This window comes from Fibrella forsythiae (genome assembly GCF_017353175.1).
In the GTDB taxonomy this organism is placed as follows: Bacteria; Bacteroidota; Bacteroidia; order Cytophagales; family Spirosomataceae; genus Fibrella; species Fibrella forsythiae.
Genome location: NZ_JAFMYW010000003.1, coordinates 1 through 24,312, shown reverse-complemented (window position 1 = coordinate 24,312; position 24,312 = coordinate 1). Strand labels below are relative to the sequence as shown.

15 protein-coding genes and 1 pseudogene are annotated in these 24,312 nt (G+C 41.9%); 5 read left to right on the top strand and 11 right to left on the bottom strand.

Going from position 1 to position 24,312, the window contains the following annotated elements; all coding sequences use genetic code 11:
• On the top strand, positions 1-486 hold the full coding sequence (locus J2I46_RS11510) for a hypothetical protein (RefSeq protein WP_229379720.1): 486 nt from the start codon (positions 1-3) through the stop codon (positions 484-486).
• Positions 487-522: 36 nt separating this feature from the next.
• Here the strand turns inward: J2I46_RS11510 and J2I46_RS32840 are convergent.
• Together J2I46_RS32840 and J2I46_RS11495 are read right to left on the bottom strand one after the other, a co-directional pair.
• Positions 523-1,371 (bottom strand): annotated as a pseudogene (locus J2I46_RS32840) (nucleotidyl transferase AbiEii/AbiGii toxin family protein).
• Positions 1,372-1,468: 97 nt separating this feature from the next.
• On the bottom strand, positions 1,469-2,134 hold the full coding sequence (locus tag J2I46_RS11495) for a DUF6088 family protein (RefSeq protein ID WP_229379719.1): 666 nt from the start codon (positions 2,132-2,134) through the stop codon (positions 1,469-1,471).
• A 382-nt stretch (positions 2,135-2,516) separates the two neighbouring features.
• Here J2I46_RS11495 and J2I46_RS11490 point away from each other — a divergent pair, with 382 nt between their 5' ends.
• The 4 genes from J2I46_RS11490 to J2I46_RS11475 all read left to right on the top strand — a co-directional run bounded on the left by J2I46_RS11490 (position 2,517) and on the right by J2I46_RS11475 (position 8,021).
• Positions 2,517-2,825, top strand: a complete 309-nt coding sequence (locus J2I46_RS11490; RefSeq protein ID WP_229379718.1) for a hypothetical protein — start codon at positions 2,517-2,519, stop codon at positions 2,823-2,825.
• A 367-nt stretch (positions 2,826-3,192) separates the two neighbouring features.
• Positions 3,193-3,780: a hypothetical protein gene (locus tag J2I46_RS11485; RefSeq protein ID WP_207329189.1), complete on the top strand. Its 588-nt coding sequence runs from the start codon at positions 3,193-3,195 to the stop codon at positions 3,778-3,780.
• Between the two features lie 15 nt (positions 3,781-3,795).
• Complete coding sequence (locus J2I46_RS11480; RefSeq protein WP_207329188.1) at positions 3,796-5,244, top strand: hypothetical protein; 1,449 nt, start codon at positions 3,796-3,798, stop codon at positions 5,242-5,244.
• A 689-nt stretch (positions 5,245-5,933) separates the two neighbouring features.
• Entirely contained in the window at positions 5,934-8,021 is a 2,088-nt protein-coding gene (locus J2I46_RS11475) for a flavin monoamine oxidase family protein (RefSeq protein ID WP_207329187.1), read from the top strand.
• 251 nt (positions 8,022-8,272) lie between these two features.
• On the opposite strand, the gene J2I46_RS11470 is transcribed toward J2I46_RS11475, so the two are convergent.
• From J2I46_RS11470 to J2I46_RS11425, 9 genes are all read right to left on the bottom strand, one after another.
• Positions 8,273-9,781 (bottom strand): flavin monoamine oxidase family protein, encoded by a 1,509-nt coding sequence (locus J2I46_RS11470; protein ID WP_207329186.1) that lies wholly within the window; start codon positions 9,779-9,781, stop codon positions 8,273-8,275.
• The gene (locus J2I46_RS11465) at positions 9,744-13,373 is read right to left on the bottom strand and encodes a hypothetical protein (RefSeq protein WP_207329185.1); all 3,630 of its coding nucleotides are present in this window, start codon (positions 13,371-13,373) and stop codon (positions 9,744-9,746) included. Before J2I46_RS11465 ends, J2I46_RS11470 begins: the two co-directional genes overlap by 38 nt.
• Positions 13,374-13,461: 88 nt before the next feature.
• On the bottom strand, positions 13,462-14,382 hold the full coding sequence (locus J2I46_RS11460; RefSeq protein WP_207329184.1) for a hypothetical protein: 921 nt from the start codon (positions 14,380-14,382) through the stop codon (positions 13,462-13,464).
• A 1,427-nt stretch (positions 14,383-15,809) separates the two neighbouring features.
• The gene (locus tag J2I46_RS11455; protein WP_207329183.1) at positions 15,810-16,466 is read right to left on the bottom strand and encodes a hypothetical protein; all 657 of its coding nucleotides are present in this window, start codon (positions 16,464-16,466) and stop codon (positions 15,810-15,812) included.
• Positions 16,467-16,827: 361 nt separating this feature from the next.
• The gene (locus J2I46_RS11450) at positions 16,828-17,169 is read right to left on the bottom strand and encodes a hypothetical protein (RefSeq protein WP_207329182.1); all 342 of its coding nucleotides are present in this window, start codon (positions 17,167-17,169) and stop codon (positions 16,828-16,830) included.
• Positions 17,169-18,101 (bottom strand): hypothetical protein, encoded by a 933-nt coding sequence (locus tag J2I46_RS11445; RefSeq protein WP_207329181.1) that lies wholly within the window; start codon positions 18,099-18,101, stop codon positions 17,169-17,171. The genes J2I46_RS11450 and J2I46_RS11445 overlap by 1 nt, the downstream gene beginning before the upstream one ends.
• A gap of 164 nt (positions 18,102-18,265) precedes the next feature.
• The gene (locus tag J2I46_RS11435) at positions 18,266-19,294 is read right to left on the bottom strand and encodes a patatin-like phospholipase family protein (RefSeq protein WP_207329180.1); all 1,029 of its coding nucleotides are present in this window, start codon (positions 19,292-19,294) and stop codon (positions 18,266-18,268) included.
• 125 nt (positions 19,295-19,419) lie between these two features.
• Positions 19,420-20,946, bottom strand: a complete 1,527-nt coding sequence (locus tag J2I46_RS11430; RefSeq protein WP_207329179.1) for a peroxidase family protein — start codon at positions 20,944-20,946, stop codon at positions 19,420-19,422.
• A gap of 140 nt (positions 20,947-21,086) precedes the next feature.
• Positions 21,087-24,140: a lantibiotic dehydratase gene (locus tag J2I46_RS11425; RefSeq protein WP_207329178.1), complete on the bottom strand. Its 3,054-nt coding sequence runs from the start codon at positions 24,138-24,140 to the stop codon at positions 21,087-21,089.
• Positions 24,141-24,312: the final 172 nt, after the last annotated feature.

Genomic DNA, 24,312 nt, shown 5'->3' with positions numbered 1-24,312 from the left:
TTGTCCATCATTGTTTCGATTATCATTTCTCTGCTGGCTTTGCTGGCAACCTTCTACCAACTCTATCTACAGCGCGTCCATAACGAAAAATCGCTCAAGCCGTTGGGTCAAATCTTTCTGGTAGATCGTAAAGACTATGTGGCTGTACAGATTTTGAATAACGGGCTAGGCCCGCTCATCATCGACCGGATATTGTTCAAAATGGGTGATAATATATATTCCAGCATTCAAGATTGTCTTGATCTTGATCCGAAAGCGTATAGCCACAGTTCAGGAGACAATTCTGTGGAAAAGGTCATTCTGCCAAATTCAGCCCTGACCGTTTTTGAGGCCATCTTCGACGAAACGGACAGTGCCGCTTACATTCATAGTGTCAGGATGCAGCTAAAACTAATCACATTGAAAACGGAAGGCCGAGACATCTACGAACATAAAATCATCCTTGAGCGCGAATTGGCATGGTTTGCCCGACACGCCAGCAAGTGATGCATCAGGGTCAAACGGTTTATGCTCATGCTAGACTTACATTTTGCCCAAATGCGTCTTGATAGTGTCCAGCAGCATCAAAAAGTCTGGTTGCCCTTGATAATACAACGATGATGTCTCCTCATAACGGCGTATATACTGCGCCCTCAGAATTGGATCATTGAGCAGGAACGCGTCATTTTCGGCAATCGGAATCACCAAATCCGCTTTCGGGAACCTTGCTGCCTTGTGGGCTTTATAAGCATCCGTACCAATAAAGTCTAATACTTGCTTATTCGCCAGCAATTGGGCAACGTCATAATATTGCCGCATGAAATTGACGCGAACGTCTCCGCCCTGTTGCTCTTGCCGAAATTTCGTCGCGATGGTCTGTAGCTTTTCAACAAAGGTGTAACCGGGATGATAACACAGAATATCAACGGCTCGATTGTCAATCAAGTTGATTTTAGGGTTGATACTAGCTTTATCGTAAGCCCACTATGAAATCGTCAAAGCCTGATTAGGATGAACGGTATCAAACCCCGCTTCCAGCAATATTCCTTCTTTAACACCCTTAATCGTTCCGGTTTGGCTTTGATAATGTAGGCGTATACCTCCGCTGCGATAATGCTCAAGGTCATCAAAATTGGTGTCCCGCCCGATGGATTGAATACCATCTATTTTTATGGTCGTCGCCAGCCAATCGTAAAATGCTTTTCGGCCCTCTACAGCCTGCCTTTTGGTGTTTTTGGGATTTTCATTTACGCCTAACGCAGCTGGTGCTTTGATATGAATGTCAATATCTTCAGAAAAACGGTCGATGATCTTATACCCTTTCGACAAAGATGTTCCGCCTTTTAGCTCGAAGTCGAATGGTTGTTTTTTCAAGCCATACAGTACGTGCATGATCCAATAATCCTTTTCGATCAAACCAGCTTGGATGCCCGTCTCGTCTTCCAGAATACGCAGTAAATCAACGAAATCGTTGCGGTCGTGCAGATAACTAGAGGGCATGGTGGGGTCGTTCGTTGTTCAGGATAAGCGGTTCGAGTAATTTCTTTGTTTTAACACTGCCGTATGCTGAAACAGACTGCTTCAACTTGCCCGTATCCATTGTGGAAGCCTTCATAAGCGCGTTTTTCAACACATAAGCTTGATCCTCAGCAAGTGTGTCCAGATTGTTGACCAGGTCAACTAGTAGAAATTCTAAAGTGGCCTTCTTGGGGAAATGCGGCTTTTTACGGAAGGAAAAGTTTCGATTGCCTAGTTTGAACTCCCCATGCCGCTTATGGTTGTAGACAATGCGTTTGTTGTAGAGCTGGGTCGTTCCAACGCCCAGGCTATTGTAGCTATTGGGAGAGGTTACCAGAAACCGGTCATCTTTTAAAAACCGGCGTACCAGGAGTTCTTCGTTGGGTGGTGTTTGCCCAAAAACACTCTCTTTAGGCATATAGTATATCCCTGGAGCTAGCTTTTGCAACGTTCCGCTTTCAACAAGCTGCTCGACATGCCGATCAACCGACTTTGACCATTGGGCTAAATCGGCTCTTCGATAGACGTCTCCCGGCTTTAAGTGTCTTTTCAAATGGTCAATTTTCATGGTTGCCTCGTGTGGTGTAAGTATATCATAGTTAAGACGTAATTGCAAGAATATTAATTCAAAATTCATGCAAAAACTATAAGTAATCTTCTGATTATCAGCTATAATAAACACGTAAAATAATGGCCACTAAACGGATATATGGCGTGTTAAGGGAGAAAATTAGAAGGATCGCTTGACTAATGGAGACCAAATTCATAATGCTTTAGTTGGTTTCAAGGCCAACTTATCTTAAATACCTTCTTATCAGGCACAGACCAGAAAGGGTAAACGGCAGATGAGTGTGGACGCAACGATGGTGATGTCGGACTTGGCGGTAGTGGGCCTGTTCGGGCAAGTGTATTTGCAGCGAACTCACAACGAAAAATCACTCAAGCCATTAGGCTAGATTGACTTCAGGGATCGCCATGACCAGCTCTATGTCCGGGTCAGCAATAACGGCGTGGGACCGATGATCGTTGATCGGCTCACGTTTATCAAAAACGGCAAATCGTACACCACCATTGAGACGTGCCTGCAACTGGACAGACGCTCGTATGCCCGACTGGATGGCTATGAGTCGATGCGCAAAGTGATTTTACCCAATTCGTTCCTGACGGTGTTTGAAACCAGCTTTGAGGCCCAAGAGGGCGAAGCAGCCATTGATCAGGCCCGTCAGCAACTGGCACCTATTACATTGAGAGTGGACTTCCACGACATCTATGATAACCCCATGACCATCCAGCGTGACTCCCACTGGTTCTTAAGATACACGAGCTAAGAGAAGTTAAAATGCTCCTGACATGAAATACGAGTTTTGGTACGGTGTAAAAAATGAATGGAAATACGTCGAATTTCGCGTCACTATTTCCGTTAAATCACAAAGTTAAGCAGTACAGAAAGATACGCATCCGCAGCTACACAAAGTATTGATTATCAGTAACTTATGCTACTGTCGACATGTATGATGCACTATATGATAATTAATGCTATTAAATCAAAACAGCATAAGAAGGGTTTCTACAGAACAACGCAGAGAAATAACTGTTATATCATTTTAGTACCATTTAATATTAGATTTATTAAATGGTATTGACTTGTGCATAGTTGGCATTAGCTTTGTTACTAATTAAACAACAATATGTACTATGGGAGTCTCTGGCCTATTGTCCCCAATTCTTATTCGAAACTCTCATTCATTTGACGAATTGTCAATTGATAATTATAAAATTGTTTTAGAAAAAATTTCTAAAAACTCTTTAAGTATTCCTATACAAAATAACGAGAAGAAGCATGCAGCTATTCTGATGCGATATATTTTCAATGAAACTAAAGAGGAACTAGGTTTATACGTAAATCGGTTTTCTGGTGTATATTCCTCTCACCCAGAATATCTAGAAAATTTAAAAAATTGCCTAGATAGAAAAATCACAGTCAACTTGTTGTTAGATAGTGAGCCTAATTTGGATTCCGAAGCTTACAATTTAATAGCTAATTATATTCAAGATTCAGGTCGAGGTAAAATTGGTATAGCAACAGATAATTCTAGAAGTAAAATAGGTATATTATTCAAAGAGTCAAAGCCTCTTCATTTCGCAGTCAGTGATAGCAAAAGATACCGTATAGAAATTGACCCAGTAAGTAAGGCCGCTTATGCTCATTTTAACGACAACGAAATGGCTGAAAACCTGAAAGAATGCTTGAATGAAGCTTTAGTTTATAGCCACCCCATATAATTTGATAAAACCATTGTGGATAACTTTGAAGATTTAAGTTTTAGATTATCTTTTTTTAATTCTATTTTCGAACTTCTCGCTGGTTATAATTTTGCATTCGCTGGTCTACAAATTGTTAATCATTTTGTTAACTCGCATTTGATTTTAACCGCTAGACGTCAATACAGGTCTTCTAAATTAACACGCGATGCAACTAGCTTTAGTTCATTGACAGCAGAAGCATTTGTAGTCACGCCAGAAGCTCAAGAAAAAATTAATTCTTTAATCACACGGCTTAAAGAAATTAATGAAAATTACAAACGGTTTTACAATACTAAATTTCTTAAAGTTAAAGCTAGAATTAAATTTATACCTATCTTTATATATTGTGGATTTTATTGCTTTTATATCCTAATCTTATCCGGATTGGCAGAAACACAGCGAGCTATTTCTCTTAATAGTAATGCTATAAATATAAGTGGATTCTATTCGCTGAGAAATTGTTCATTTATTATTTTATTCTTTTTTAATTTATTTTCTTTCGCTTATTTAATAATTGTATTATTAAGAGATTGGCGGAAACGTAGTAGATACAATAGAGCTGTTTTTATATCAGCACGTCTATTGTTTGTTAGAGCAACACAATTCTTCTCTTTATCACTATTAATTTCCATAGGTGTATGTTTATTTTTCAAAATATATATATTTGATAGTATTCTCTTTGAGTTAAGCACTTTTCTTTTTTCTATAATTTTAAGTTTATCACCAATACTATCACTTACTTTTTGGGCATATGCGGGTCACCGCATAAAGTTTTCTGTTAATGATGATGTTCAAATGGCTATATTCCAAGAAATTCATCATACTGCCTCTCCATTTGCTCGAAGTAAATTTTCAGATTTCCCAGATTTTACGTATTATTTAAAAGCATCTGAAAATGACAATCTTTTAAAGTTATTATATATAAAAGGTTTCTTTAAAATATATTGGTTAAAATTAGGCGCAATCCTAATATGTTTAACTATACTTATTGGCTCCATATACAATTTAGTTACTCCAAAAGACAAAGAAATTATTCAATTTATTGAATTATCTGTAAATAGTGAGTATCGGGCCTATAAGCTGTTGCCTCAACTTGATACCGCCTGGTTAGATAAATACTATACAAAAGATGGTGAGGGTAGAAAGAAAATAATAGAACGACTTTTATATCATTATAATCGGAACGAAATAATAAACAATTACAAAAATCCTTCCGGATTTGAATTTATTAAGGGATCAATAATACATTTAAATGACAAGCGTATATTAGTTGAAACGAATGAATATTGGTCCAATAGATGGTACAACACAAAAAGAAAGAAATACACTTATGAGTATACAGATTTAGCTAAGGAAACTCAAATATATATTCTCAAGCGTGAAAATGGCAAATGGCTTATTGATAAAAATAACTTTTTGGGGAAAATTCAATACTTGAATTGAATTGGTATAAATTGAATGGATTAGGTCTTAAATTGATAATAACACAGGTATTTAAGTTAGGAATTTATTTTCCTAAAAATGTAATCTAAAAATTGTAAAGTCTACTGGTAAGCGGGACTAATGTGGATTAAAAAATCAGGTTTTTTTGCTTACATCGATCAAGTTAACCATTGGGTAAAATTAAGATTGAGGTATGCCTTGATGGGGATTACCATTAAGCCGTCAGAGCTTTTGTAGGGGCATTTCTTAGCCCTGTAAGTACACAACACGCGCTCCGTTGCTTTATCAACTCTTCAACTGATTTAGGGTTTGGTCGGATAATTGTCCAAGTTTTTCACTGGTCTATTGCAGCGGCTTAAACGGCATTTATAAGACGCCGGTAACGCTTAATAAATAAAGCAATGGTCAAAATAGAATAATATTGACTTTTTCCTATATTGTTTCTTTCTGGTTTAAGGAAAAGTAGACTGTTTAGACGTTTCCAAACGGTTTGGTCAGTATATCTCTAAAGAAGGTCGATTGGAGCCTCAGCAAACTTACTTGGGCCTTGCCTGACTACCTTTACCCTTAATAGCCTAGTCAATAGACCACTCTTTTATGACCGTAGAGTAAGACCAATTAGTTGACGCTCTTGTTGCTTAAAAATTCATTGAAACGTTTAAGAACCACGCAATTCACTAGTTAGCCAAATGCCAACGGATAAAAAATGGGCCAGTAAATGGCCGACTACGCTAGACTGGAATTTTGATTTTTATAAGCTTCTTCATGCGGATGGCCAGCACCTTCCCCTAGGAAATTTTAAGGGTAAACCCATGCCTAAAATAGCCATTGTCGGCGCGGGCATTGCTGGCATCTTCGCCGCCAGAGAATTAATTAAAGCAGGGTGTACAACAATCGATATATATGAGGCTAGTGAACGGCTGGGAGGGCGCACTTACTCGATAAAGGCGAAACGGCAAAAGACCACATTTGAAATGGGAGCCATGCGTATACCATTTTTCAAAACTAATGCTAACGATGCTGAGAATTGCATCTTAGGCTATCTCAAGGAACTATACGGTTTAGAAACAAAAGATTTTCCTATGCCCGGTGGGGACGTCTGCTGGACAGCGGCTTACATAAACGATGGAAGCGGCATTTTAGGCAATAGTGAAACGCCTAAACTCCTCACTTGGAAAAAGAACTTTGCCCCTACGGATTCTTCTACCCATCCCAATCCTTTCACACACAAGAAGAATATGGCTAAATTGGGTTTAGGCGAATTGAGAAGAATAGATAAGGCATGGGAGAACTTCGCCAGCGTTTTCAAAGATACTGTTAGAGATAAATACAATTCTTTATCGCTGAAAGAATGGAAATCTTATTGGCAGCGTATTGTCACTTACTATCAGGCAAAGGATTTCAGACAACTTGTATTTGAAGAAAATATCACGACCCCGTACAGAAAAAACCCATCTGCTACGAACAGAAGCGGTAAGAAATTAAAAACATTACTTGATAAAGGCAATTTTGGAGGATTAGGGCTCACTAACGATCAGGCTACAACCTTTTTTACAATTGGAGCCGGTGATGGTGGCTGGGGAGCCTTCTATGATATATCGAGTTTGTATGTCATCAGAGTGCTTTTGGGAGGCTACGGTGCTGACCACAAGTTAATCGTAGGTCGTAACGTGGCTGAGGTTGATGGTAAAACTAAGCCCTTTCCATACGCTGACGAAAAATTTCACGACTCTTCTGGAAACCCACTCGATAAGCCTGAATTTCTAGGTGTTCAAAGCTTTGCTGAATGTTTGTTTTATTTAGGAATAAACCAAGTAGAAGACATTACAGATTCGATCTATCAACAAGCAATTGATCCGAAGTCAGCCATTAATTTCTTTACAAATGAAGCAGTGCAAGACATTACTAAACTAACTGATACACAAAATTCCAACAGCAAAGGCAAGATAAAGCTAACATCTAAAAATTACTGCCATACGTATGATGCGGTCATTCTGACTACTCCGACTTGGGCAACGCAAGTAAATTTGGATTTAAAATTCCCCAAGGAGCAGTTGCCCCATTATGTGATGCAGAGTATGAAATTTTCACACTGGATCAATAGTTGTAAGGTATTCTTTCCACTTAAAGAACGGTTCTGGGATACAGATGAATTTCCACAGGTCATTTTAACGGATACCTTTCTTCAGGATATCTATATCTATGCCGCCGTCGATAACGATCCTGGTGTACTACTGGCCAGTTATACCTGGGAGGACAATTCCATGAAAATGCTTGGATTTAGAGACGACAAGGAACTGGCGGATATTTGCCTCCGGAAATTAGACGAAATTTTTGCCAAATGCGCTTATAAGAAACCGGGTACTGAAGAGCCCTTAGTTATTTCAACTATGGTTAATAGAGATAGTCCCGTTATCGTCCATTGGGCTAAAAAACCAACTTACGCTGGATGCTCCAAGCTTTACAGGCAAAACAATGAGACTGAAAACTACAGATTATTGAATTACAATAGATTTAATGAAAATAAGAAGAAAGGAAAAAAATATCACGACTCAAACTTATATTTTGCTGGGGAAGCTTATTCTGTTGAGGGCGGGTGGATAGAACCAGCAGTAAGACTGGCTGTAGATGCCGTTATCCATCTCATTAAAAATAATGGTGTATTAAGACCCGAGATTGATTATGATGAATATGTAGCGTTGACAGCCACGGAATACCTGGATGGTAGCAAGAAGAAATCTGTGCCTAGAAATTCGAAGCTGAAGGAAACTAAATAAATACTAGGTGCTGACGAGCCTATTATCGACGCTATATTCATAGGCTCACAATACCTAAGATAAACGCTATCCTTACAACACTCTTGCATAAAGCTTTCTTCTGCAGTGGTCTATTACTGTTACGACGTTCGCGTTGGACCACTGCTAGTCATCTTGTGACGACAAACTTACCTCACTAAAGTACGGAATCAACTTAGTAATACGCCTAGGCACCTTAAGTTGTTTGGTTGTTCGTTCATTTAGCAAATAAATTAAATCCGAGATCTTACCCAATGTCTCTGAAGCAGTGCAAGAATCGCTTTGGCGGCTTTACGGCCTGTTTCAGCTGAGCCATTCATAAACCCCTGAAACTCCTGGCTACAATGCTCGCCTGCAAAAAAGATCCGGTTAATTGACTTACCTTCTTCACCACCAATGGACGCATACTGACCAACTTTATAACAGGCATACGTTCCTTTCGTCAGGGGATTTTGGGACCAGTTCGCAATTCCCTTTTTACCATTGATACGCTGTTTAAAGCCCGGAAACACTTGCTCACAGCCATCTACGTATTGATCGAATTGATCTAGGCGCAGGGCTTTGCCTTTCTCTGCCCCCAAGAATAAACTATATCCCCCCTGCCCTGTATTACCCAATTGCATCTGACTACTATCCCAACCATTGTGAATGTGATCGCTTAACACATAGCCCGAAAGCCCCTGTGAACGCCATAACCGATCTGTTACACCAATAAGCAGTTTAGACTGAGTTCCATAGCCTAACTCGTGAATACAGCGACGCTTGCGATCGGACATTCCGACGGTTATATCTACTTCGCGCAGCACCGAAAATGGCAGCGTCATGATAACGAAGTCGGCTGCGATCTGTCGCCCATTGGCAAAGGACAGTTCATAGGTGGCTCCCTTACTGGCGAGCCGCACTAGATGAGAACCGAATTCGACCGGACTTTTAAGTTTCTGATGGAGTTTTGTGACAATCTGTTCATTACCACCAATGACTTTGTAGCGTTCGTCACTTTCCCCGTACACTTCAAAGCCCTTTCGGAGGTCCGTGTTGATAACGACTAATAAATTCAAACTGGACTGATTTCCTGAATCAATACCTAGTTCACTGGTGAAAGCCGCTGCGAGCAGATCGAATAATGGCCCGTCGACGCCAATTTGGCGCAGATACTCGTCGATCGACAGCTTATCCAATTCAATAAGCTTAGGGTGCTTCGGGTCAAGCGAATCAGGAATACTGGCAGCATCTTTACGAATTTGGTCGGCAAAGGGCTTGAAAGCTGCAATTAGGTCGCGCTCGTGCAGACGTTGCCCTTTCAGAAAATAATCCGTCCCAATGAGTCGCTTCTCTTCGGCGGTTTTCGTATCCCAAAATCGAAGCTGCAGATCGTTACATAAAGTCCTCACATCGGTGTGGTTTGAGTCGATAAACTCTCCCCCTTTTTCAGTGATGATACCAGGAGCAAGCAAATCTTTTACCGTCGAGATTCGTCCTCCCACTCGTTCGGCTGCTTCATACAAAATGGTCTTATAACCCGCTTTTTCGAGATAGTAAGCCGACGTAAGACCAGCCAATCCCGCCCCAATAATGGCAATTCGCGGTGCTGTTCGCGATGGTGCCCAAATTGGAGCCATACTACTGAGAGCGATGAGCCGGGCCGACTGGCCAATGAAATCGCGCCGGGAATACGCAATCGCTGGAGACTGCGGCTTCGTACTATCAAACAGATTTTGAACGAGTTTTGGAAATCGAGGCATTGGTTATGGGGAGTGAACGGTAGCGACTGGTAGCGCGTTGCCAGAAATATTTTTTGTTTCGACCTGGATCGGCTAAGTTGAGTGCCAATAAATAGGCTACAAATACCACGAAAAGAAATGCGATAACAGTATGCGCTAAATAAAGTGAATCATAGCGGCTCTTATCTGTGCCTGGTAATATTGGAGATAGTATATGAATGTGCTCATTCAATTGATCAATTAGCTTTGCAGGAATTTTAAACCAGAGTGGAATATCGTTAAAGGCTACTTCTTTAATGTTTCTTTTGCCCGGATTGTCCAGTGCCAGTTCATTCTGGAAGTAGTCACGGACGTACTCATAAAAACTAAAAATACCTACCAGTGACGCCAAAAACGTAATCCGCCTCTGATACCGGGTTGATCCGGCTTCGTGTTTTTCATTAATCAGTTTTTCTAACTGTTCCAATTTCGATCGGGCATCTTTAATACGCTCGGCAATACCCCGTCGGATCATTCCCTGTTCGTAGATTTCCTGCTCAGTCTTGTATTGAAAGACGTTACCAAGAACGTCGTCGTTTAGTAGATCATCGATGTGGTTACGCTCCAGGTTTAACTGCCGAACTGATAACCGTGATCGCCCTTCTCGGAGGTTCTTGAGCAGCTGATCTAACCGGGTATCGGCATCGCGAGAGACCATATCGTTATGGGCCAGTACTGCGCTTGGAATGAGTAGATAGGCATTCGTTCCAAGCGTATTCCAGAACGTGTCCATCACGTCATCATCATGGCCTAGCATAGCCAGTACCCCCCTATGGATAACCATAAACGAGTCCTCAGTTTTGCTATCAGCTAAGGGAACCAGCGTGTCGTCAATCTCTTGAAAGCTCATTCGGTCATAATCGAAAATGCCCAAACAAATACCGCAATACGATTTAAAAACATAGTCCGCATATTCCTCTGCCGTAAACGGCTCGGGAGCGTTTTCTATTTGAATATCACCCTCGTACAATTTTTTGTACAATTCCTTTACTTGTGTGCGAATTTTGTTTCGTTCACGAACGGTTGGCGGTTTAGGGTAAGTGAGGTTGTTATAAAACCCTAAAAAACTCGTCGCATCGGCATTTTTTTTATCAGCGTCTTCTGGTTCTGGGCTAACATCGCCGGTGTCGATCTCGACAACCCCTGATCGGACATTACGAAGTGAGACAATTTGGTCAGCCTCATTCATTTGTCGGTGGAACTGCGCATTGTTATTTTGCTCATAATGCACTCCTGTTAAGTCGTATAAAAGTTGAATTAAATTGTCTGGCTTTTCCTGCGTTAGCTTCTTTTCCTCTGGAAGTATAAATAACCGCTTAGCTAGATTTACAAGGGTCTGGCAAATTGTTTGAATCAATTCAGCAATAGTGCTGAAAAGCCATCGCCACACTGTACGGAGAACAAGTAAGCCAATTGACCAGTAAACAGCTGATAACAATACATTGGACCAATTCCATCCATTGTCTACTGCTCTCATTGTAGGAGTCATGCGTTTAGCTGGAAACGTCCCAATTGGCGAACAGTTAAACGTTTTCTCCAACCAAGATGGTAGGCTAAATAGGAGTACACATAGAATGAATGCACCTAATCCTATCCAAAAAATGATTTGCCCGAATGTCTTTATTCGCCAAGCCCATCGTTGGATCTTCTGTTCCGTTTCGTCGTAATAAAAAATTTTCGGCTGGAATTTAAAATACGGGAGTTTGTTCTCCACAAACCGCTGAAACGCATTAGCTGGCTTCAGTTTTCGGTTGGTTGGCTGTTCGTTATCCTTTTCAACCGAAAACTTAATCCGGCGTACTGACTTCCGACGTTCTTCCTCATTTTCATGTTCTTGTGAACCGCTGAAGAACCGCATGAGCTTAATAATTTCTAACTCACTGACATCACCGGACGTTGGTTTCAATACTAGATGCCATACGCGTACGGCACTTTTCAGAAAGTAAGTATAGCTAACGCAAGCTTCCATGCGTATTTGGTGCGTAAATTGAGGCAGGGCATCGCCTGCCTCAATGGATTCCTTGACCTGCTTAAGTTGATCAGCTGTTTTGGGAAGCTGATAAAAATTTTCCATTCGCCCCTCCGAGGTGAATTCGAAGTGAGACGGAAATTCTACCTGTACGTCAGCTTCTTTAATATCATAATAGCGCGTGTAGTACGGCGGATCAGCTTGATACTTGTAGGCGAACAAGTCGGTTTCGCCTGAATGAGCGACAGGACAATATAGAGCCTTGGGAATCCCGTGTTTAGGTGGGTTCCACTCTTTCCAGAGAATGGCTGCCTTTTGCCCTAATGGCGTTCGTTTCGGTTCCGCTGGGGCCATATTGTGATAGGGGTCTAGGCCAACCGGTTCAAAATAATCTTCATCCACTAGAATTTCAAACCCTACACTCGAGCGACGGTAAGTGAAGCGAGGTTCCTCCAAACGGGGGATACTATGCAAATACAGAAACGTGTTGTGTTCTGAAAGCCGGTTTTTAAACAGCGATTTATTGTTACGGGCAATGGCGTCAGCACCGTTTTGCAGCCCTACCATCGGGGTCTCCTTGTTAGGGCGGAATTGATTACAGGTTTTCAGGTCTTTTTCATACCGTTCATTGTCATACTTTCCGTGCAACAACCATTTGCCGTAGTCCACAATAAATTTCATTACTACCGCTGAGTCAATCGCCAGCTCGCCGCTTTTTCTTTGCATCTGCGGCAGGGTAAGTAGAAAACAGCTTCGGTCACCAATCGCCCCTGATAGTCTGTCGGGGCGTTCATAGGCAAATTTTATATAGCGTGCTTCGATAGCATGAAAGGCTGCCAATCGTTTGGCTGCCTGAATCAATAGGTTCTCATTGTCCTGATGAATCGTTGCTAATTCAATTGGGTTTTGAACCTCTAGAAAAACACCAGTGATCGAGTAGGTATTGTAATTTTTCAGTAGCTCTAAAAGGGCCGATTGCTGATTGCGTTCGGGTTTGCGGTAAGTAAGCATCCATGACAAGACGGTCTGTCGGTTCTGCTCCCGATTTCGTTGCAAAATTTTCTCGTCTATTTCTGCGTCCTCACTTTCTAACCCGTCGACAACCAACTCAATCTCACCAATACTTCGGATGTGTTGTTGGAGTACACTGGCCAACCAGATCGATTCAATAAAGACCGTCTGGGATTGGTGGAAATACTGCATGACGCAACCTGCCCGAGCCCGAACTATCTCTTCGTTCGGTATATACCCAATAAGCAAGAAAGTGTGTGCCTGAAACGATTGGCCCGCTGTATCAGCTATTGGTCGAGACAGGTCATTAGCTACCATGGCCTCCCTTATCTCTTTACGAGTTCGCGTTGCCGCTCCGTTAAACGGGCGACCTGAAGCGTACAACTCGGCAAAAAATGAATCGATTAATAGTCTATTATCGTCCGCATCAAAAGCATCTTGGGTAACAATTGCCTTAAACTCATAGCCAATCTCAACGTCCTCGTCAGCTTCGCTGGCTGACGTAGCCAAAGGCCAATGTTTAACGGCCCGATCCGAAAAATCGGAAAATTTCTGAAAAAACGATAGGAATTCGGCTCGTAGTGATTGCTCCATATTTATGATCAGGGTGTGAATACGCACTCATTCAATAATGGGGTAAGCAAAACTTTAAGCTACACTAGGCCGCTCAAGTAGCCAGTAATTAAAGCGGGCTGATTAAATCCACGTTTTTTTCATCAACACGTTGAGCAACTAAATTATTATACATAGTCCGGATGATATTACACCCATCGACGTCAATACCAATGAGTTCAGGATTAACTGTGTCGAGCTGTTTAACCCCACCTAGCTCAGCGAGGGCCGCGAGGTCGCGGTAGTAGTTTTCGTCGCCATAACAGGTGGCAGAGCCGGGTTCTTTATTTCGGTCTAAGCTCTTAGCTAGTTCCATTACGAACTCCATCACCACCGTCACGGGTATCGACTCCCCCATTTGGGTGAGCCAAGGAAATGTTAGTAGAAACAGGTTCGTCACAATGCCTTTATCATCACCAAGCGGTGGTTGAATGTATTCGAAATTAATACGTCGTGCACCTAGACGAGCGAAAAACTGTATCCGTTTAATGGGGGGCATTGAGTCGTTTTCCGCTACTGTTTGAGCTGGATTATTCGACTCGAACAAAACTGCTTTAACCGGTTTTTTGTATTGCTGAGTAAAAAAGGCTACTAATCCGACTAAGCCTAGCTGGGACTGTAGCATCGACTCGGCCACTTTTTGCTCTTGAGCCCCAATTTTCACCCCCCTAAAGTTTTGATTAACAAATAAATACGTTACTAATGCGCAGGCACTGTCAGGATAGAACTCCACTACACAGCCGGCAATAAAGTATTGTTCACCGGACGGACTAATCAACAGGTAAGCCATCAGGTGCGTGTGCGGATTATTAGTGCCTTCAGCAATGCGCCCTTTAATAAAACTTGGTTCTTCCCGTTCATCAGGATCAGGAAAGTTGGACGGGTCTTCATAAAGTGTAAAAAACTCATCTATTAACTGCGCATATTGCTGTAAATGTCCAGGTTGGGTAATCCAGATGATTTCAAATTGGTAGTTAGCGTAATCTTGCATGGGTATTTCTTTTTAAGCTAAACTTACCACTTTTATGAATGTTCCTACAGCGCAAAGCTATTTTAATTAGACAGTCGAGCCATTTCAATAACACTCATAACTATCTACGTCATGAGCGCACATCCCCCAGTAGGCCTTGCTACGTCGTTATGCTAACCATCGTCTTGTTGGTTGATAAAGTTACGAAGTCATGGCGTATAACATGGTTAAGTTAGCCTGTCAGCAACCTGGTCCTTTAGGCATGGAACAGAGAACGGAATATCGTGGAAGTAACAGTTCCATATTGGAAAAGCCTAGGAGCCATTCAGACCTAGCATTCACATAGCGGTCATGTTCTGGCCAGGACAGTTGAATAAGCGAAATGGTCTAAACAGGTTAAAATGCGAACTGGCAAATCAGAGCACGACTACGTTTTTAAAACGCTACCATAACTATGGCCTATAGCATAATGTCAAAAGAAAGAAATAATCGAACAGGTTTTAATCTGCTAACTCAACCGAATCACAAATGGTGATTTTCCCATTAATGTAGTCGTACTATTCGGAGAGAGTTAGCCTTCGTAATACACAATGTGTATTATATACATTCTACCACTTCATTCCAATATTAATAAACTTTGTATCGTCTTTGCAATAACAAGACGCTGATTGTACTTTTTGCATAGGTTAGAACATAAAGTATAATTAACTATAGACACTTACGACCTTGGAGACAAAAGTGATCACTTTTACTTCCAAGATCGTGATCTATCTTTTGTACGGTTGTTTCTTTTCTACTTGACCTGCATCGTGGCCTTCGTTGTAGGTTTTCTCCAATTTTCGCAACTTCTGCCACTCAGCAGACCCTTTGTTTGGACCAAGATCATAGTACTGACGATTCAAACCCTTTTTAGACTGTTGTTTGACCCATGCTGAAATAATTATTCAAGTCACTGGCCACATAATAGCGCTCTTTTTAAACGCATCACCAATTGCACCAAAAATGTCTGAGGTCCATAATCTTTAAACTATTTGAGTTTAAATTTAAAAGCTATAACTGACTAAATACAAATTTGTAAGTACGCGTTTTTAATGAGTATTTGATAGCTATACCTGTTAGAGGAAAACTGATTTATTCAGCAATTTTTTTATCATAATAGCGGAACTAGCAAACACTAGGTTTTACTCAAGATGCCACATCTTAGAACAAGTACGTCACATTTAATCTCAAGGTGCATTCACTAATGGGACTCAAACATGAATTTGCTACTATTCATTATTTCATTCCTAGAAGGATCGTTATTTTCGGTTGATGTTTGGTAAGATGGCTTTAGTCCTACAGGAAAAATCTTTCTACATTTAAGACTAAATCTATTTCTGAAAATAGCTTGAAACTGACTCTAGTCTAATATCTCTTATGCTCTCCCCGCTCACGAGCCGCATGCACTTTTACTCTACCAATACGTATTCAGAATTGTCATCAGAGCTATAATATTCTATAGCTTTATTTTTAAAGCTGTCCATAGTTCTATAATTCACGGTTCCAGAAACTGCTGCACCTATACCAAATGGTATGAGCTTACCTAGGGCAATACTTCCTCGCTTAGTCCCGAACTTTGTTAATAGTCGCATTCCAACAGCTTTATTGATTTGACCTAATATTTTTTTAGGAAAATGTCTTTTAAATTGATCTTGGACTACTTTTCCACCAAAAAAAGCTGTAGCATTTTTGTAAACCGTGATAGCGCCGTATTCTAATCCAAGCACAGTAATAAATTCTTGACTAAATTCAGAGTCTTTATTTTTATCGTAAATAAAAGCAGTACCGTAGCAAATAGCCCCCATCCATCTAAGCATTAAAGCAAGATCAGCAGTAATAGTCCCCACTTCGACAGCAGCTTGAGTTAGAGTTCCAACTCCTGGAATGATACTGGGAAGCGCTGAAGTAATCCCTACTGAAGTATACTTTGTACGAATTCGATTTCCATACAGCTCTGCTATTTCATGCTTACTCTTTGTTGGATGAGCTCTACGTAGTTCCTTTATTTCTTCCTGAATTTCGGGGAAAGAAGGTGTTACAGAATTTACAATTTTTAATAAGTCCATAATTAATAGTGTGATTAGAAGTTGGGCAATTTCAACTTAAAGGTGTTCTAGCGATAATCTACTGTTTCTTTGCATTAAAAAACGCACTATTTTAGAGCATACAGAAAAATTAAGTCTGGCAGTTGATCTTCATCCTTTAAAGTCTAATGCAGATACTTATTGAACCTAGCCAACTTATTAAAACAGCCACAGTGTATTGGGCAAACGACAGGCTGGCTATGAGTTAAGAAAAGTTAAGTACATCTTATCTATAGAGTCTCTTTTCTCCAACGAAGTTACTGTTTCTTAGCGTAAGCACTTGAATGTAGCTAGATTAGAAATTTTATTACTAATGAGTATATATTACACTGATATTTCATTTTTACGATAAGCCTACTGAAGTAGCGGTGGATACTACTTTGATTAAAGCTTCTACTATGCTGACAGCCTGACTAATTGTTTTAGATGTAGTTTTTAAAGCATCTGATTTTTGCTCAATCTCATTGATGAGTTGCTTGAGCTTGTCTGCATCTTCTGTTAAGTTGCAGATGAGCTGGTTGCCTATCTCTATTAATATAGTGCGTTCAATTTTATTGAGATGCATCAGAGCTTTATCCAGTAGTTTCCTTTGGCCTTTCGGTAGATCTTCGCGAGATCGTAGTTCTATAAGTTCATCTTTGGCAGGCAGCAATTGCTTTAATGTTTCAATCTTCTCTCCGTTCATTATCTTGTCGTTCTGGCGATATCAATTCTTTGAATAGTAGCTCTTACTTGCTTGACGTCCTCATAAAAAATTTGAACTTCTTTTATATTGTCCGTAAGAGTCATCTTTCTCATGACGATTGACACTAATTTGTGATGACCTTCCTGTAAAGAATGAACAGCCGCAATAGATTGAGCTTTGAGTAATTTAACACCATCTAAACGGCTTCTCAAATTTAGATAAGCCTGTTCATCCTTGATTGATGAATTAGATTTCAATTGTGCACGCGAGATCAAATAAAGCTTGAAATCACGCGGTAGGTTATTGGCCTCATTGTCCAGTAACTCTTGAATTCTAGACTGTTCAAGAAATTCAAGAAGGTTTTTGCACATAATATCGATCAATGCATCCGCCCTAGGAACGAATAACTTGAGTTCCTTTGCTTGTCTGGCTCGGATCAACTGACGACCACCTCGTGCAACCAATTGACTAACAACGTTACCGATACCTGTGGGTAGCGGGGGGGTGTTTCGTATTTTCGAATTATACAAGCTACTCAATGAATCCAAACCTATACTTAACGACTTGACCTGGTCAGAAACATCTGAAGTGTATCTATCCGAAGTTAATAACTGAAGCGATTGCGCGTATTTATCAATTATTCTAAACGTAATATCTACTTTTTCAGATACAGTTGAATTCGATACCTGAAAATCATATAAACTATTTAAGTTGTCAATATGCGCGGTTGGATCATCAATAAGAGAATTCGAATTATATAATCCCCTTTCTCGCCGTATATCGTCTAGCTCAATAATGATTCTACTAGGATAGGCAGAAAAGTTCCTGCTGATTAAAGCAAACTGATTCACCGCATCAACCTGAGTTTTATTGAGGACAGCGCACCCATTCAACAACGTTATAATCAGTAAAGCCCAAATCGACCTTTTCATGAAGTAAGCGGTTATCAGTGTGAATCTAACTTTAGTGGTTTCACCAGAGCTCTTTATTAAGTAGGGTATTGTAGGCTAGTTCTACAGGAGTGACATTTTTTAAGACTAGTAGCACGTATAAAACAGCATTTTTAGGCATGGAGCGGAGACAAAGACCAGTTAATTTAAGAGAAGGTAACTGGATCAAGGCCTTCACCAACTAATATATTCACAATCCGATCTAACTCTTTATCACAATCTTGGGCGGTTTCTTTGCCAACTTCAACTAAAGCCGCTATATTTTGCTCTGTAGCATCATCCATTGCAGGATTAGCATTCCTTAAATCGGTGGGTTGGAAGCGCACGTACTGAGTTGGTCTCCCAATAGCATTAAACATTTTTGTCAGATGATAATGTGTCGTTTCTGACGCACCTGACATCATAATATCTATGACTGGTTTAATCCAATTTATGGATCCCCAATTTTTGGCTTTATCATAGTCATATCTAGCATTTACGCTGCTGGTTCCTAGCGAAACCACGAACATATCTTTAGCACTTAAGTCACCATCGGCTCCACACACTTCTGAATAAGCACATAGGGCCGGGTTATTGGCAAAAACTCCTCCGTCTATAAGTGGATAAGAAATACCGCTGATTGATTCACTTAAAGCAGCCTCGAAATAGGTTGGTGCTGCGGAAGTTGCGCGACACACATCCCGGATTAAATAATCCGATCCTTCTCCTTTCTTTTGGAAATCGTGCTGGGCAAAAAAATGCGCACGCCTCTTTTGAATATCATAGCTCGGAATGATACATGGTTTGATGAGTTGACTTAACGTTAAAGATTTGAAATATCGTTTAAGCAGTTTCTCTAAGGCGGAAGCATCATATTTTTCATCCGATATGCCATCTGCTGACACAATCCTTTGCCAGATTGACAAATCAAATATTTTACTACCATTTTTAATATAAAGATCTACCGCTTCTTCAGCAGAGAAGCGAGCTTTCTGATTATCCTCTTCAGAAGGGCATAGATAGATGCAAGTTAGAATGCCACCAGTGCTTGTACCGGCAAAGAAGTCAAAGAAATCAGCCAGGCGTGCATTTTGATCCCCAACTTTGGCTTGGAGTTTTTTTTCTAGACTAACTAGAACTTGCCCTGGAATAATACCCCTGATCCCACCGCCGTCAATTGATAAGATTTTCTTCATGGTTGGGTTATAAGGATTTATGCATTGTTCATGATTTCACAGTAGCAGAGAGTATTCAGAGATACCCGCTAATTCTGGTCCGTCACTAATGACCTGCCAAATCAATGCTTTTAAATGGAAAAGGCTTACTGTAAACCGGGAATGGGATACGTACCTGCAAAGCGTAACATATCAGCGATTTTGTACTTACTAGGGTCTGTTCCCTCAAAGCCATAGTGAGGCTTAAATTCAGGATTGTGAATAAATGATTCTTCACTATCAACCAAAAGGCGCATAAATACCTCACCTACAATTCGGCCACCTACAGGACCAAGCTGCTCCCCTTGATGAATGACTTCAGCTTCCTTAAGGATGTAAAACCATAAGGGTGTCTGCTTTAGCAATAAGCCGTTGTCGGCCTGTAGAATTTCTTGCTGTTGCCTATGGCTCGTAACTTGTTCGTCAGTCGGGTTCAAGTATGGACTACTTAAAAGCTGTGCTTGAGATAGGGGCGTTTGCCTCATCCGTTTGGCTACATATTGCCCCGTTGGCACGTTTAAGGCCATGCTACGGACCAGGTTACGAGCCGACAACACCGTAAACATGTTCTGAGGAGCTGCACCGGGAGCAAGGGGTAAATTGCCCATGCTAAAAGCCACACACGTATCTATTTTCCGCGCTTTATTGACCGCAGGTTGTGCCGCTGTGCCAAAAAAGCTAGGCCAGTGTACATTCCAGATGGACGGTACCGTTCCCTTTGTAAAGCCAAATGCATTCGTAAAGGGCGCGTCCGAAAAAGAAGCGTTGAAATGATAGTGATTACGAATAAGGCTATGGCCAAAGCGATAAGCGGCTACTGAAAACTCAACGGGCATAGAGAAACTGGGATATTTCTTCCGCGTAAAGTAAGTTGGCCCGTTGCTTAAGAGATCGTTCAGTAGATCAGCGCCGATAAGGGTGCGCAAATAATCATGAAACACCACCCACTGATAATGTTGTCGTACCTCTTTTTGGGCTTGCGCGAATAACTCTGCTTTTTTTTCTGGAGAGAATGAAGGCCTCAGGGCCTCAACGACCGCGTTGTGAAACCGTAGTATGCTCATGTGAAATTGCGCGACAAATAAGTTTTCATCATTACGCGGATCGCCTATGATGGCAAGGCCAGAATTAGCTCCCGTCGTTCTGGGTAAGTCAAATTCTTGCCCTTGGCCACTCGTTCGGCCCAATATAAAGCGCAGGCTCTCCGTATCGTACATGTAGGCGCTAATAGCTGGACCTGCTCCGTACACCGAATCCAGATCTAAATTCGGTGAACGGTAGTTCGTTAGCTGACTGGCATCTTGCAACTGACTCGTTTTAGAGTCTACATCAAGTGTCAAGTCATGATCGACAAACTGACCGAAATACGTATAGCCAGCATCGATGCCACTAAAGCCACTCTGTTCATCGCGACCATCGGAATCAATCATGGAGCGGCCTAGTCGCTCAAGTAACTGCTGGTTATCTGAGGAAAACGGTAGGCTGGCTTTTGAAGAGCTCGTCTTAAACAGATACCCGTAATTATTAGACGCTTTCTTGAGCGACGGGGAAAAACCAAATAAGGTGCGCTTAAACCCGTGGGCTAGGTGTTCGGCTGGCGCTTGATTAGGAGCATTTGGTGAAGACGGTTCCATGTTAAATGGGCAAATTAAAAAAATACCTAGTGGCTGGTCTATTGTAATTAAAAGGTCATATTTGGGTGATCAACTACTGACTCAAAATGGAGTGCTTGACGAGTAGCTCATTGTAAATAGTGAAATCTTCATCCTGCAAGCTAACTCTCCTTACTTGACTGAGCACTAATGGATTGATAGGCTCGGTAGAGATGATGATACACCAAGAGTTCGTAGTAGGGCTGATGGACGCTAAAGAGGCGATTGAGGAACATATGTCCCACATTGCCAATGTAATCCTGCTTATTGCCCTGTTCATTAGAGGAAAAATTATGCAGTATAACTATCATATACTCATTGATTGAGTCTCTGAAACGGTTGACGGAACAGACGATTTCACGCTCATCCTCTTGGAACCCCTGCTGGATTATATATAAAACATCGGATTGATTTTTCCTGTACTGATTAGCCAACGCCTGCCGTAAGTTTGGTAAAGCTTCATGCTTGGCAAATAATGCGTTATACATATGTTTACAGTGCAGCTGTTTCTCCTGCTGAGTTAGTCCAAAACTCGTCTGATATTGATTAATGACCAATAAGGCAGTCCGGAAAAGGAGTATGTCACTTAAGTCTAGCTCCAGTAAATCGCTGACTAATTCACTATCGCGCCAGAAAATCCGTTCGGTCTGCTCGATGATTGCGTCGCCATATCGTTCGAGTTCCCGGCGATACGTGTCCGTTAATAGTCTATGTATCTCTCCTGACCTAATGTACTCTGCTAACGTGTTTTGGCAGCCTACTACTACTGCTGAGTAGAGGCTGGGCTCAGCTAGCTTGAATCGAAAGCGAATATGGGGCTCGGGATCTGCATAACGAACAAAGAACCAGTGGCTCACCTGACCTTGATGGACTAATTGGCGAGCGAAACTGATTAATTGTGCCAAAACAAGCGTCGAGGTAGCGTTGCCACAATAGATTTTTATATATACCCATTCACTACCGGGGGGGAAGGTCCGCTGGCTGGTGAGGACGGCCGCAGCTTTGGTCAAACCGTATAGATGTGCTGGGGGCTGACTAACGAAGGGAATAACAACTTCATGTGTCATTTTGCCACCAGGCCCATTTAACGGGCAATTAGCAGGTGTCCGCAGCCATTCGACGACGTGCACGGTTCCTAAACGGCGTAGTGTAGTAACAAATAGATGCCGGCATACGGCAGCATCAAGGTCTAAAAACAGCTCCTGATCGCCCTGTTGAATGGCTATCAAACGGGGTAATTGATCCTGCTCCCGTAGACGACGTACATTGTCATCGTCTGATTCAGCTGCCACCAGATCAGACTGCTTAAAATACCATGCAGCCTCATGCAAAATAATATTTTTGTACTGTACCCTAGGCAATCGGCGGAGCCGTACCATCGATCCCCACGTCCAACTGATGGCAAACGGAGTAGGCTGATGCTGCAAGTCACTTAGGAAACGGTAAATGGGTAAGCCATGCTGGTAATTATGCGCGGTCGTCAATTGTGGAATCACTTGTTTATTCAACCGTTTTGAACGTAAAACGACACGGTTAGCTCCAGGGATCGATATCATCAGGTCGTCAAGACCAATTTGCTGCGAGACAGGCAGCGTAGATGTGGTTAGAACTGGAATCTCATACTGACGGAGATGAGGACGCTGAATCACATTTCCTTCCCTAGCTTGAGGGAGGTGGGCTATTTCAGCAAGTAAGCGATCTGGCTGCTGTTCTTGCTGGCGGTTAAGTTGCGACGACACTAACTGATGTAATTCGTCATCAATTGTGCAAAAACGGCCCATTAAGGAAAAAGCAGAAGGACCACCTAGAGTTTTAAGATAAAAGCGATATGTGCCGCTGTCGAGGGTAGTCGAAGATGCGGCTAAAAAATACCCGAACGCATAAAAACTGTCGGGAAGCGACGTTTTAGTTAGGCTTAACCGGGCTAAGTCTTGATCGGTTATTTCGACGGGTAAATCAGTTTGTAAAGACCAGCATGAATACAGTTTTAGTCGAAGTTCCTGCAAAGAGTCTTCCTGGAACGTCGGTGTGGGACTCGCTGCTTGGTGCGTCAACAAACCGTTAATCAACTCGTGAGTAGATGTTAGTTCACTGAAGCGATTTCCATACCCAATACCACTATCCTCATCCATGGCTAATAAAAAGGGCACTTCCTCTTCTTCATAACGCGCATAAAATCGTCGCTTGAAATCGATCAAGTCATTAGCTTCTGTAGTAAACTGACCCAGTACGGACAGGGAGGTCAATTGGGCTTGGAGTTGATTAATAATACGACTGCTGACCTGATTAGTCGGCTGTTCTATCCGCGTGTCAGTTTGAAGAATGGGGCTAGAATTTGCGGGCAAACCAAGTTTCTTTTCGAGAATGGATTTGATTAGCTGAGTAGGCGGACGTTGCCCTTTCGCTGCTGCTAACAATTTCTGAATGGCTACTAAATCGCTGTAGGCCGCTGGGGGAACAGTAAACGCTCCTATTATTGCCACTAGCGAGTCGAGTGGATCTGCCCCCGTTGGAGGGGGTAACAGGTTACTCTGAAGCAGACCATCTTCTATTAAACGATTTATGAAGTGATACGCATCTTCCTTAGGCGCTCCATCAGAAATTGCATTCACTAAATCCAAGATGAGTGCACCAGACTTGGCTACGTCCAAGACAGTCAAGATATGATCAGTGGCTTGTATTTCACTGGTGAAATACTGCCATTGTCCATTCGACCATTGCTTTTCGATGTAACGAATTCGGTTTCCAACGCAATGTGCCGTTCCATTAGCGACAAAATGAAGCTGGTCTCGAACGGAGCAACGCTTGCTTAGTTCATGCGCCAGTTCCACAACGACGCGCATATCCAAGCGATGATATGGTACAAACGTTCGTTGCCTGCCATCAAACTGCGACTGGTCTGCCACACGTCCAACCCCCGCTCCGGCAAACAAGCCAAAGGGAGTGCAACGGGTACTCATACGGAGGAGGTATTTTAGTACTGTTTCTTCCACTTTTGCGCCTATGGAAGCACGCATAGCCAACTGGTCGGCCACAGCTGGAGAAGCCATGTGGATTGCTTCGATTACCTGTTTGTCTGCCAGCAGGGCCGATAAATTACCGTCTTGTAACGTAGCCATCAGCCGTTCTATGGACAAGAGCGGCTGACGTAACCAGTAGAAATCAAGCGGCTGCATAGGATAACCTGAGCCGAACTAAACCCGTTTTTTACTCTGCTGACCAGGGATGGAATGACCTCCTCGGCCCACGGCCAGACTGGTCATGGTGCAGGCCCACGTGGTAATGACATCCGTTGTCCCGCGTTGTTTAGTCGGTTCGACGGTATGGGCGGCTGTGCGCTGTTTTTGA

Coding starts and splice junctions, on each gene's coding strand:
- J2I46_RS11495 (WP_229379719.1), bottom strand. CDS start 2,134: ATGAATTTTGAATTAATATTCTTGCAATTACGTCTTAACTATGATATA.
- J2I46_RS11490 (WP_229379718.1), top strand. CDS start 2,517: ATGATCGTTGATCGGCTCACGTTTATCAAAAACGGCAAATCGTACACC.
- J2I46_RS11485 (WP_207329189.1), top strand. CDS start 3,193: ATGGGAGTCTCTGGCCTATTGTCCCCAATTCTTATTCGAAACTCTCAT.
- J2I46_RS11475 (WP_207329187.1), top strand. CDS start 5,934: ATGCCAACGGATAAAAAATGGGCCAGTAAATGGCCGACTACGCTAGAC.
- J2I46_RS11470 (WP_207329186.1), bottom strand. CDS start 9,781: ATGCCTCGATTTCCAAAACTCGTTCAAAATCTGTTTGATAGTACGAAG.
- J2I46_RS11465 (WP_207329185.1), bottom strand. CDS start 13,373: ATGGAGCAATCACTACGAGCCGAATTCCTATCGTTTTTTCAGAAATTT.
- J2I46_RS11460 (WP_207329184.1), bottom strand. CDS start 14,382: ATGCAAGATTACGCTAACTACCAATTTGAAATCATCTGGATTACCCAA.
- J2I46_RS11455 (WP_207329183.1), bottom strand. CDS start 16,466: ATGGACTTATTAAAAATTGTAAATTCTGTAACACCTTCTTTCCCCGAA.
- J2I46_RS11450 (WP_207329182.1), bottom strand. CDS start 17,169: ATGAACGGAGAGAAGATTGAAACATTAAAGCAATTGCTGCCTGCCAAA.
- J2I46_RS11445 (WP_207329181.1), bottom strand. CDS start 18,101: ATGAAAAGGTCGATTTGGGCTTTACTGATTATAACGTTGTTGAATGGG.
- J2I46_RS11435 (WP_207329180.1), bottom strand. CDS start 19,294: ATGAAGAAAATCTTATCAATTGACGGCGGTGGGATCAGGGGTATTATT.
- J2I46_RS11430 (WP_207329179.1), bottom strand. CDS start 20,946: ATGGAACCGTCTTCACCAAATGCTCCTAATCAAGCGCCAGCCGAACAC.
- J2I46_RS11425 (WP_207329178.1), bottom strand. CDS start 24,140: ATGCAGCCGCTTGATTTCTACTGGTTACGTCAGCCGCTCTTGTCCATA.